6 protein-coding genes are annotated in these 12,745 nt (G+C 37.8%); 1 reads left to right on the top strand and 5 read right to left on the bottom strand.

All coding sequences use genetic code 11. The annotated features are described in order from the left end of the window. Window positions 1-2 precede the first annotated feature (2 nt). Both AB674_RS13395 and AB674_RS13390 read right to left on the bottom strand, forming a co-directional pair. Window positions 3-1,421: a pyridoxal phosphate-dependent decarboxylase family protein gene (locus AB674_RS13395; RefSeq protein WP_240478092.1), complete on the bottom strand. Its 1,419-nt coding sequence runs from the start codon at window positions 1,419-1,421 to the stop codon at window positions 3-5. A gap of 287 nt (window positions 1,422-1,708) precedes the next feature. Next, window positions 1,709-2,335, bottom strand: a complete 627-nt coding sequence (locus AB674_RS13390) for a response regulator transcription factor (protein WP_047777381.1) — start codon at window positions 2,333-2,335, stop codon at window positions 1,709-1,711. A gap of 320 nt (window positions 2,336-2,655) precedes the next feature. Between AB674_RS13390 and AB674_RS13385 the strand changes: the two genes are divergently transcribed. Further along, on the top strand, window positions 2,656-3,756 hold the full coding sequence (locus AB674_RS13385; RefSeq protein WP_047777379.1) for a PepSY-associated TM helix domain-containing protein: 1,101 nt from the start codon (window positions 2,656-2,658) through the stop codon (window positions 3,754-3,756). A 167-nt stretch (window positions 3,757-3,923) separates the two neighbouring features. Here the strand turns inward: AB674_RS13385 and AB674_RS13380 are convergent, their stop codons facing one another. From AB674_RS13380 to AB674_RS22585, 3 genes are all read right to left on the bottom strand, one after another. Beyond that, the gene (locus AB674_RS13380; protein WP_047777378.1) at window positions 3,924-5,849 is read right to left on the bottom strand and encodes an OmpA family protein; all 1,926 of its coding nucleotides are present in this window, start codon (window positions 5,847-5,849) and stop codon (window positions 3,924-3,926) included. Window positions 5,850-5,871: 22 nt separating this feature from the next. Further along, window positions 5,872-6,804, bottom strand: a complete 933-nt coding sequence (locus tag AB674_RS13375) for a type IX secretion system membrane protein PorP/SprF (RefSeq protein ID WP_047777376.1) — start codon at window positions 6,802-6,804, stop codon at window positions 5,872-5,874. A 34-nt stretch (window positions 6,805-6,838) separates the two neighbouring features. After that, the coding region (locus AB674_RS22585) for a gliding motility-associated C-terminal domain-containing protein (protein ID WP_205625358.1) at window positions 6,839-12,745 on the bottom strand (5,907 nt) is incomplete at its 5' end.

The raw sequence follows: 12,745 nt of genomic DNA, 5'->3' as shown, positions 1-12,745 counted from the left end.
TATTAATTTATCAATGTATATTCCTGACCGTGAGAAACGATTAAACCAATAATTTCTTCAATATCGGCAGGAGTTGTAAGCGGGTTTAATAAGGTGAATTTTAAGAATACTTCGTTGTAAACTTTTGTACTTGTTATAATGGCTTTTCCTTCATTGAAAATAGCTTTACGGATGTAGCTGTTTAGGCCACAGAACGATCCTTCCTCATTTTTCCAAGGGGTGTAACGAAATACAACGGTGCTTATTTCGGGTTGGTGAATTATTTCAAAATCCTCTCTGTTTCTCAATAAGTTTGCGGTAAAAAGGGCATTGTCGATCGCTTTTTCCATGTAGGTACTCAATCCTTCCGTTCCAATTATTCTTAAGGTAAACCAAAGTTTCAGCGCATCAAATCTGCGGGTCGTCTGTATTGATTTTTTAACCATGTTTGGAATCCCTTCGTCTTCCTGTTCTTTAGAGTTCAGGTAATCTGCATGGTATTTTATGTAATCCACATATGATTTGTCTCTCATGAAAAAACCACTTGAACTTACCGGCTGATAAAAAGTCTTGTGGTAATCTATCGTAACAGAATCTGAAAGTCCGATTCCCTCCAGTTTCTTTTTATGTTTTTCACTAATCAATAGTCCTCCGCCATAAGCAGCGTCAACGTGAAACCATAATTTGTTTTCTTTAGAAATTGCAGCAATTTCAGTTAAAGGATCAATTGAGCCAAAATCTGTAGTTCCCGCAGTACCAACAATTGCTATTGGAATATTTCCAAGGTCCTTCTGTTGTTGAATTACTTTTTTAAGTGCCTGGATATTCATTCTAAAATCAGTGTCAACCGCTACAGGAACCACAGCATTCTGACCTAATCCCAATAAACTCAAATTCTTTTTTAAGCTAAAATGACTTACCTCAGAGCACAGTACTTTAAACTTTGAAGCATCAGCAGGAAGTCCATCCATTTTAGGATCCATATTGTAATGCTTTTTTACATAATGATCTCTCGCTAAAAGCAATCCCATCAAATTTGACTGTGACCCTCCACTTGTGAAAATTCCATCAGCTCGCTCAGGATAACCTAATTTTTCAATGGTCCATTCTACCAGTTTCAATTCGATAAATGTACCACCGGTACTTTGATCCCAAGTGTCCATTGACGAATTTAAAGAAGATATAAATGCTTCTGCAACCAGTGTAGGTGTCAGAATCGGGCAATTTAAGTGTGCAATATATTTTGGATCATGAAAATGAATACAATCATTAAGATAAATATCTTTAAGTTCGTCTAAAACATATTCTAAACTTTTCCCTTGGTAATTATCTTCAAGTGCAATTGCATCAATCTTCTCTTTAATTGTAGCAATACTTGTACCCGTAAAAGGCGTGTCTCTGCTCTCCAAATGTTTAGCAATTAATTTAATTGCCTTTTTCATACTCTTTTTATAAAGAGAAATGGATTTTTCATTATTAGAAAAAATATGTTTATTGTAGCTTTTTTCTAATACATTTTTTAACTGAATTGTTCTTATTTGCTCTCTTGCTTCCATTGGTTTATTTTATTTAGATTCATTCTAAAGAATAGTTTTTAGCAAAAGTATAGCCCATAAAAAACAAAGTCAATACTACACCGAGAGTAAATAAAACTCCCCAGAAGGGGTACTTGGCCTACCATACTTGTAGTAGGAAATAACTAATAAAAGTTGTTAAATTTGAATGAAAATTATATCATTTTATTATCAATAGCATATAAAATCAACTCTGGGGTGGTATGTCTCCCTGTTTTTTTCATAATATTTTTCCGATGTGTTCTAAAGGTGTGTATGCTTATAAAAAAGAGCGATGCTATACTTTTTCCATCACTGCCTTTAGCAATCTGTTGTAAGATTTCATGCTCTCTAAAAGTAAGTTTCTCGTTTACATCTGAAGGGGGTACAACAAGTACATCAATAAGCGAATTCAATGTTTTTGGACATAGGTAACGCTCTCCGTTTTCAATCTTATAAAGTGCATCAAAAATGGTTTGTTCCTGACAATCTTTGGAAATAAATCCGTCAATTCTTTCTTGTAGAAAAGTATTTACGTTTTGTTTATTCTTAAAGTAGGATAAAATTATAATCTTACAATCCGGAAAGTTGGCACGCAGCTGTCTAAAATCATCTTCATAGAATAAAAAAATATTATTGGGATCTATTATCAGACACTCTACTTTATTCCGCTCCAAATGATTAAGTAACTGATCTTTAGAATTTACCAACGTTAAACTTGCCTTTTTAACAAATTTCTTTAGTGTATATTTCAGTCCGATTATATGTAGGTTTTCGGAATCAGCAATAAGAAAATTTTTCATTAGTTGTCTTTATCTAGAATTGGTCTAAACAAAAATAAGAAAATAATTCCATACTACTGTATTAAATTATTTGCAGTTATGCCACTAAAAGAAAGAAACTGAGTACAAAATAATACTTCTGTCTTAAAATAAGAAAGTCATTTTTAACTTACAGGATCATAAAGAGTGATTTAAAAGATATTCTTTCTACTTTACACTGCCTATAACTAATCTAAATAAATACTAAATTTGCGCGCAAAACAATACGAATAAAATTAAGATGTTACCACTTGTGATTGAAAGATTACATCGCTGCATTACATCTTCACCATTGAAAACACATGAATAAAAAAATTAAAAAAAGTATCGGTTGGTTACACCTTTGGTTGGGTCTTGGATCAGGGCTTATCGTATTTATTGTTGCTCTTACAGGAAGTTTACTCGTTTTTGAAAAGGAAATTGATCAGTTTCTAAATCCCGAATTTTATACCGTCAACACTATTGGTTCCACGAAAAAAACATTGGATTATTGTACTTTGGTTTTAGAAAAAGATTATTCAGTAAAAAAAATAAGCCGCATTAGTACCTATAATGATCCTATGCGTACCATTGTAATTGTTGGGAAAAACAAAGACAAAGAAGCACAAATATTCTCTATGGATCCTTATACAGGAAAAGTGCTTGGAACAGTGTTACAAAAAAACCGGTTTTACTCCATTGTTTTATCGCTGCACCGACAATTACTACTTGATGATGTTGGAGAAATGATCACGGGTATTTCTTGTCTGATTTTCGTTTTCATGCTGATTTCAGGTCTTATACTTTGGTGGCCTAAAAAAATGAAAAATCTAAAACAACGATTAACAGTTAAATGGAGTGCCTCGTTTAAAAGAGTCAACTGGGACTTTCACTCTACCTTTGGTTTTTATAGTTTTCTGGTCTTATTAATCATTTCTTTGACGGGTCTGACATGGTCTTTTAAATGGTTCGAAAGTGGGATGTATTTTCTGGCGGACGGTGCTATAAAAAAGGCTTCTCCAAAAGTAGAAAACCCGACAAAGATAGACCCGAAATTAGATCAGACGAGCTTTTATCAAAATCTATACAGAAAGACCGACAGTATTTTTCCATACAAAGGAAATATTCAAATCAGAATGCCGTCAGATACCATAAACAGTATATTGGTACTAAAAGAATATGCGGATATCAGTATTCCAAATCAATCCAGTGCGGTCTATTTTGATAAATACACCAGTAAAAATATCGAAACCAGACCTTATGAATCTTTTAGCAATGGAGACCGGGTAAGACGTCTTATATACCCGATTCATACGGGAAGTATTTATGGGTATCCAACTAAAATAATTGCTTTTCTGGTGACCCTTTTCGCCCTGACACTGCCTATTTCGGGTTTAATTATCTGGTTAGGAAGGAAGAAGTAGTTCTCAGTCTCGAGTTTCAAGTTTCATGTTTCAGGTTTCATGTTTCAAGTTTCATGTTTCATGTTTCAAGTTTCAAGTTTCATGTTTCAAGTTTCAAGTTTTAATAACAGTCGCGGTTTGCTTTCGCATACGAAACTTGAAACTTGAAACCTGAAACGTAAAGCTACCTACTTCTGCAAAATAATAAACTCACTTCTTCGATTCAGCTGGTGTTCTTTTTCTGAGCATTTAACTCCGTCTTTGCAATCGTTAACAGGTTCACTTTCACCATAACCGCGACCTGATAATCTGCTTGGGTCAATGCTTCCTTTTTTGATAATATATTGTATGGTTGCTTTATTGCGTTTGTTAGACAAACTTAAATTGTATTTATAAGGTGCACGGCTATCGGTATGCGAACGGACATCAATTTTTAAATCAGGAAATTTCTGCAGGGCATCGATTACTTTTTGCAGTTCTATTTCTGCATCTTTTCGAATATTCCATTTGTCTAAGTTAAAATAAATCGGGTCTAATTTTAGTACTTGCCCTAAGTCAGTACCGGTCACAAAATCACCTTTTTGCATCAATATATTTTGATTTATGATCCCTTCAGGAACTGTACCTGTAGTCAATACCAATTCTATGGGGGTGTAATATATTTTTTCTGAACGTACTAAATAAATTTTATTACAGTCTAACGGGTCTGGAAAAGTGTAACTGCCGTCTAATCCACTAGTGGTTTCTGCTATTATTTCTCCGTTTTCCGTTAGTAATTTTACATGCGCTCCTGCAATTACCATTTGAGTTTTACTGTCTAATACTACTCCTTTTAGATATTGGGTACATTTAAGAATAAGTGGTTTAATTTGTTTTAAACTATAAATCTCATCATTCTGAGAGTTCTCCCGATTGGAAGCCACGTAACCCTCTCCTGCTTTGTTGATAATAAAAGTAAAATCGTCCAGTTGACCGTTTATCGGTTCTCCGAGATTAAAGATGCGATCAAAGCTACCGTCTGCGTTCATTTGAGAAACAAAAACATCTAACCCTCCAAGTCCCTCATGACCGTCTGAGGCAAAGAATAATTTATTATCCGGAGCAATAAACGGAAAGGTATCCCTTCCTTCTGAATTAATTTCTTTTCCCAGATTTATTATCTTTCCAAAAGTGTCTCCTGTGATCGCCACTTTGTACAAATCAGATTGTCCGTAACCACCTGGCATATCAGATGCAAAATAAAGTGTTTTATCATCGGTACTCAGAGAAGGGTGTGCTACCGAATATTGATTGGAGTTAAAGGGTAATTCTTCAATAACCCATTTTTTATTCTTTTTATGTCCACGGTATAATTTCAATCGGTTTAAACCATTGTCATCTTCGGCATAAACTTTATTCAGATAGTTGTTTCTGGTAAAATAAATCGTATTGCCGTCTTTAGTAAAAGCAGCTGTTGATTCATGGTATTTAGAATTAATTTCTTTAGAGAAAAAATGTACTTTTTCCTTTTTGTCTTTATCTACCCGATATAAATCTGAAAAAGGTTGATCGTTCCAGGTATGAACGTTTTTCTCAAAGGTACGATACACTCTATTGGAGGCAAAAACAAGGGTATCTCCGTAAAATGAAGGGGCAAAATCGGAGTATTTATCATTGAAATCAACCTTTTCCATCGTAAACCTTCCGGACTGCAAACCAATTTCTTTCAGATAATCTCTTTTAGCATTAAACTCTGCGGCTCTAAAATCGCTTCCTTTGATTTTATAGAATTTATCCATCATTACGTCTGATTCCGTATAAGCTTTTATTGATTTTAAAGATAAAGCGTAACGATACAAATACTCAGGAGGGGCATTATTTTCTGACTTTAAATAGAGTCCATACCATTTTGACGCACTTTCATAATCTGATATGTAATAATAGGAATCTCCCAGTTTTTGTAATAATTCGGGCGAGGCATTTCCTTTGTTTGCTACTCTTAAATAATACTCGCGAGCGTTGATAAAGGAGTATTGATCGTATTCTTTATTCCCTTTTTCTGAGATTTGATTCTGACCGTATCCAAAAAATGTCACTAAAAACAGGCTCGAAATAAGATATAAATATTTTTTCATATTTGATTTGCTTTAAGTTAAATTAAAAGAAACGTGGTGATAGTATTTTTTTTCTCAGATTGAAAAGTTCAAATCGAATGAAAATTTCATGAGATCCGCTATTGTAACGACTCAGTTCTGTAGTTTCCCAATCATAGGCATAACCGACCATAAATTTATCTGAGATTTGAAATCCGGCCAGGGCACTCACCGCCGCATCCCAGCGATAGGCTACTCCTAATGTTAGTTTTTCATTGAATAAAAAATTCGCAGAAACATCAACGGATAATGGAGCACCGCTAACGGCTTTTACCAATAATGCGGGTTTTAATTTCAGAAAATAATTCAAATCAAAAACATAACCTGTTATGAAATACATATGGGTACGTTCATTGGCTGTACTGTTTATATTGGAATTGTAGTGTTTGGTCTCTAATAAATTGGGAGAACTTAATCCGGCATAAAATTTATCGGTGTAATAAAAAGCTCCTACTCCAATTTGTGGTGAAAATCTATTTTCTATATTGTATTGAATATTCGGATCTGTAGGGTCTAATGCTCCTGTATTGGCCCTTGAAAAATCAACACTCAATAAATTAAAACCGGCATTGACTCCCAACGAAAGTGTCTTTCCATCGGCGACAGGAATTTGATAGCTAAAAGCTCCATTCGCATTTGTTTCGTCTGATATAAAGATTTTGTCACTGACTATCGAAAATCCAAGACCTACTCTATCCCCAACAGGGCTATGAATTGAAAAATTCAAAGTCTCAGGTGCGCCGTCCAATCCTACCCATTGATTGCGGTACAACGCTAATATACTTAACATGTCTCTGGTTCCGGTATAAGCCGAATTTATGGTCATTGTATTGTACATATATTGCGTATACTGAGAGTCTTGCTGTGCTCTACTGCCTACTGTTGTGAATAAACTCAACAACATCATTATCCCTATATATGATTTGGTAATTTTCATTTAGTTAGATTTTTATATTAAATAAATCAGGCTTTTAGTCAGGCATAACATATAATGGTCCTGCCATATCGTGCGATTCTCCAAACTCATCTACATAATGCAGTACATAATAATAGGTACCGGTAGGTAGTTTTTTATTTCTGTCGATTGTCACACGTCCATCTGAATAACCTTCAAACAATGCTCCTCTGGATCCGTATCCATCTGCTCCAAATACTTTTATACCCCATCGGTTATAAATTTCTACCGTATTATTAGGATACAGTTCAAGACCCGGAATTATCCATTTGTCATTGTGGCCGTCTCCACCTGGAGTTATGATATCCGGAATGATTAATTTCACTCTTACCAGATTAACTATTGTAGGGTCATCAGGATTTCCATCATTATTTAAATCTTTATTAGTCGGATCGTTTGGATCGTCTGAAAAATCGGAGACCAAATTACCTTTGCCATCAGCTCCTATAGTGATCGCCTGATTCATTACAAATCCTTGTCTAATGTCAGTCGCAGTAATTGCATAAATTGCTGTAAGTACTCCAACACTTCTTTGTCCTACCAACAATTCATCAATATGACTGCCACTTAGAACAATACCCGGCAGATCATCTTTAAGATCAATATCAAACAAATCGACTTGTCCGGTATTTATAATTTCGAAAGCATAAGATATTGTTTCTCCAACTGAAGCAAAACCATCTTTATTTTCATCATTAAAAGTACCTGTTTTCAATAAACTTATAGTTGGTTTAAGTTCCCTTAAAACAATAACTGTTGGGTCATCTACTGTATTACCGTCGGTGTCATTTCCGTTATCGGATTTATCGCTGACTTTTACGTTTTTAGTATCAACACCGTTTGCAATTACACTATTATTTATACTTCCATTGGCTATATTTTGAACTGTAATCAAATAATTTGCTCTATAAGTTGCTGTTTCGCCCACTTTTAAAGTTCCTTCAGCTGATCCTTGATTCGCACTTTGGAATGTTGGTCCTGTTGTTAGTGTCAAAGCATTTCCATTTCCATCTGTTAGTTGATCATCCAAAATCAAACTTTGAACCAGTACAGCACCAATATTTTTAACTGTAATCGTATAATTTATGGTATCTCCGGCTCCTGTTATGCCGTCACCATTATCAACTACTGTAGCTGTTTTAACTGCTTTGATTACCGGAATTGCTGTGAAGTTTATTTTTGTCGGATCATCGGTCGTGTTACCGTCGGTATCATTTCCGTTATCGGTAATATCGGTAACCGGAGTTCCTACAGGGTCTTTACCACTTACCAGTACCGTATTGCTTATCGCGTTGCTGTCTACATCACTTTGTGTGATCACGTAACTGGCCAGATAGGTTGCTGTTTCTCCTACCAATAAATTACCTAAAGTCGATCCTTGATCAGCACTTTGGAATGTTGGTCCTGTAGCTAATGTTAATGTTGCTCCATTTCCATCAGTTAAACTGTCAACCAGAGTAATGCTGTTTAGATTTATATTGCCCGTATTTTTCACTGTGATCGTATAATTTACAGTATCTCCTAGTCCGGTTATGCCGTTTCCATTGTCCACTACTGTAGCCGTTTTAACCGCTTTTATACAAGATTCGGATATGGTTATTTTAAGAGGTACTGTATTGGTACAGCCTCCATTATCTGATACTTGTACGGTGTAATCACCTGCTGTCAATCCGCTAAAGATACCTGTACTATTACTTGTTGCAAAATTGTCAATACTATAAATATAACCACCGATACCTCCTGTTGCGGTAACTTTGAAACTTCCATTTGAAGTGGTCGTACAAGTCACGTTCGTGTGTCCTGTAGCGGCTTCTGTCAGAACAATTTCTGTTGGTTCGCTGATTACAATAGATTCACTTGTTGTACATCCTTTACTGTCCGTAACGCTAACATTATAGGTACCTGCACTTAAGTTGAACTGATCTTCCTGAGTTGCTACCAAACCACTACCGTTAACAGTAGTCCATGCATAAGTATATGGTGTATTCCCTCCGCCAACGGTGATATCAATTGATCCGTTATGTTGTCCATGGCATAATACTGCCGTAGCTCCGTAACCTAATGATAAACCTAGTGGACTTTGAACCGTTACACTGCTGGTCGTCGTACATAAAGTCGTCGTATCGGTTACTGTTACCTGATAAGTTCCGGCTGGTACACCGTTTACTGTGGCTGTAGTGTTATTTGCCGGGGTATTCCATGAGTAGCTGAAACTACCAGAACCTCCTGTTACACTTACACTCACACTTCCTGTACTGCTTCCGAAACAACTTACTACCGTGCTGCTGGTCATCGCTGCTAACATCAGACAGGTACCGTTGTTTACTGTAGCACTTGTTGTAGTTGTACAACCGTTAGCATCGGTTACGGTTACATTGTACGTACCCGCATCTAATCCTGTTACCTGAGCTGTAGTCGCACCTATATTCCATAGATAGGTATAAGGCGCTTTGCCTCCTAATACGGTTACTGTTGCCGTTCCGTCATTGGTAGTTGGGCCGCGCTCATCAGTAGCTGTTGCAGTTGCACTTAACATACTCGCCGGTTCAGTGATCGTAATACTTTCTTCAACGGCATCACATACAGTGCCGTTTATGGTCACAGCAACGGTATAGGTCCCTGCCGGTTTATTAGTTAATGTACTGCTTGTACCTGTTGTAACTGTTCCATCACTCCAGGTGAAAGTAAATACTGCGCCTGGTCGTGAAGCTGAACTGGCGCTCACTGTTGCTGCACCTGTAGACGTTCCGACACAAAGTACATTAGTAACAGCTCCAAGCTGAACGATCGCATCGCAATTGTTCACACAATCTACTACAACACTTTCTGTGAAAGTACAACCGTTTTTATCTGTTACGGTCACGTTATAGATTCCTGCTGTCAATCCTGTAATAGTTGGTGTTGTACCACCATTACTCCATAAGTAACTATAAGGAACTGTACCACCCGTAGCTGTAACCAAAGCTGTACCATTATTACAACCTTGATCTGTAGTAGCATTTTGTTTACTTAAATTAACTATCAGACTACTTGATGGTTCAAGGATTACAATAGACAAACTGCCACCTTGACAACCACTTGCATCTTTTACTTTTACAATATAAGATCCCGCAGTTAATCCGCTAAAGATTCCTGTTGTATTGCTGGTTGCAAAATTATCGATACTGTACAAATATGGTGTAGTTCCGCCTGTTGCTGTGACAGTGAAACTTCCGGCAGCTCCTCCTGTACAAGACACTTGTTGATGCGCTCCTGTATTTTCGGTAAGGATCAAACTTGCTGGTTCGCTTACTACTATCGATTGATTGAATATACATCCGTTTGCATCTATAACCGTAACGTTATAAGTACCTGCACGTAAATTAACCTGATCTTCCTGAGTTGGTGCTAAGCCACTTCCGTCTGAAGTAGTCCATGCATAAGCATATGGCGTTGTACCACCACTTACAGTAATATCAATAGATCCATTATTTTGTCCACTACACGATACCGCTGTAGTGCCATAACCTAATGATATCGCTAGTGGGCTTTGAACTTCTGCACTACTCGTTGTAGTACATAAAGTAGTCGTGTCGGTTACTGTTACCAGATAATTTCCAGCCGGTAAACCACTCACTGAGGCAGTAGTGTTACTTGCCGGAGTATTCCATAAGTAAGTAAAATTACCTGAACCTCCGCTTACACTCACACTAACTGTTCCTGTACTGGTACCAAAACAACTCACTGCTGTACTGCTCGCTGTAGCGGTCAACATTAGACAAGTACCGTTATTTACCGTTGCACTAGCCGTGGCTGTACAACCATTGGCATCGGTTACCGTTACATTATAAGTACCCTGATCGAGTCCGGTTACCTGAGCTGTTGTAGCTCCGGTATTCCATAGATAAGTATAAGGACCTACTCCGCCATTAGCTGTTACACTTACTGTTCCATCGTTGGTTGTTGGGCCATTCTCGTCGGTAGCGGTAGCGTTTGCACTCAACATGGTTACTGGTTCGGTTATCGTAATGCTTTCTTGTACAGCATCACACGCCGTGCCGTTTATAGTTACACTTACCGTATACGTTCCTGCAGCTTTATTACTTATCGTACTGCTGGTACCTGTGGTTATCGTTCCATCACTCCAAGTGAAAGTAAAGACTGCTCCCGGACGTAAAGCCGAGCTGGCACTTACAGTAGCTGAACCTGTAGCAGTTCCTGCACACAATACATTGGTTACAGTTCCAAACTGTACTACTGCATCACAAGTATCCACACAATCTACTACTACACTTTCTGTGAACGTACAGCCGTTAGTATCGGTAACTGTTACACTGTAAGTTCCGTTGAGAAGTCCTGTAATAGTTGCTGTTGTACCACCATTACTCCATAGATACGTATATGGCGCTGTACCACCTGTGGCGGTAACTGTAGCGCTACCATTACTGCAACTGTTCGCAGTTGTAGCATTTTGTTTGCTTAGATTAGCTGTTAAAGCAGTAGCTGGTTCTGTGATTACTATGGTTAGATTTGCTCCTTGACAGTCATTACCGTCTTTTACTTTTACTGTATAAGAACCTGCTGTTAATGAACTGAAAACTCCTGTTGTATTGCTTGTTGCAAAATTATCTATGCTGTATAGATAAGGTGCATTACCTCCTGAGGCTGTAACAGTGAAGCTTCCTGTGGCCACGCCTGAACATAATACCTGTTGATGAGCTGCTGTATTTTCAGTAAGGATCAAACTTGCCGGTTCGCTTACTACTATCGATTGATTAATTGTACAACCATTCGCATCGGTAACAGCAACGTTATATGTACCACCGCCTAAAGCAACCTGATCTTCCTGAGTTGGTGTCAAACCGCTTCCATCTGCAGTAGTCCATGCATAAACATATGGCATAGTACCACCGCTTACGGTAATATCGATTGATCCATTATTTTGTCCATTACACAATACCGCTGTAGCCCCATAACCTAATGATAAGGCTAGTGGACTTTGAACGGTAACATTGCTTGTTGTCGTACATAAAGTTGTATTATCGGTTACAGTAACACTATAAGTACCCGCTGTTAAATTACTTACTGTAGAGGTAGTGGCTCCAGTGTTCCATAAGTAACCAAAGTTACCTGAACCTCCTGTTACACTTACATGAACTGTTCCGGTATTGGTACCAAAACAATTGACTGCTGTACTACCACTGGTAGCAGCTAACATTAAACAAGTACCGGCATTGACCGTAGCACTGGCTATAGCAGTACAACCATTAGCATCAGTTACCGTTACGGTGTAAGTACCCATATCAAGTCCGGTTACCTGAGCTGTAGTCGCTCCCGTATTCCATAGATACGTATATGGACTTACTCCTCCACTGGCTGTTACACTTACTGTTCCATCGCTGGTTGTTGGACCTAACTCATCTGTTGCAGTTGCACTGGCACTTAACAAACTAGCTGGTTCGGTAATGGTAATACTTTCTTCTACGGCATCACACACGGTGCCATTTATCGTTACGGCTACGGTATACGTACCGGCCGCTTTATTGTTTATAGTACTGCTGGTACCAGTGGTTATTGTTCCATCACTCCAAGTGAAAGTAAAGACTGTTCCCGGATGTAATACTGAAGTTGCATTTACTGTAATGGATCCTGTAGCAGCACCTACACACAATACATTGGTTACTGTACCAACTGTTACTGCGGCGTCGCAATTGTTCACACAATCCACTACAACACTCTCATTGAACGTACAGCCATTACCATCGGTAACCGTTACACTATAAGCGCCAGCTGTTAATCCGGTGATGCTTGCTGTAGTAGCTCCTGTATTCCATAAATAACTGTATGGCAATGTACCACCCGTGGCTGTTACTGAAGCTTTACCATCTGCACAACCTTGTGCTGTAGTAGCGTTTTGTTTGGTTAGATTAGCTGTTAAAGCGCT

It is taken from the genome of Flavobacterium sp. ABG, from assembly GCF_001027725.1.
In the GTDB taxonomy this organism is placed as follows: Bacteria; Bacteroidota; Bacteroidia; order Flavobacteriales; family Flavobacteriaceae; genus Flavobacterium; species Flavobacterium cupriresistens.
This window is presented reverse-complemented; position numbering and strand designations above follow the sequence as displayed.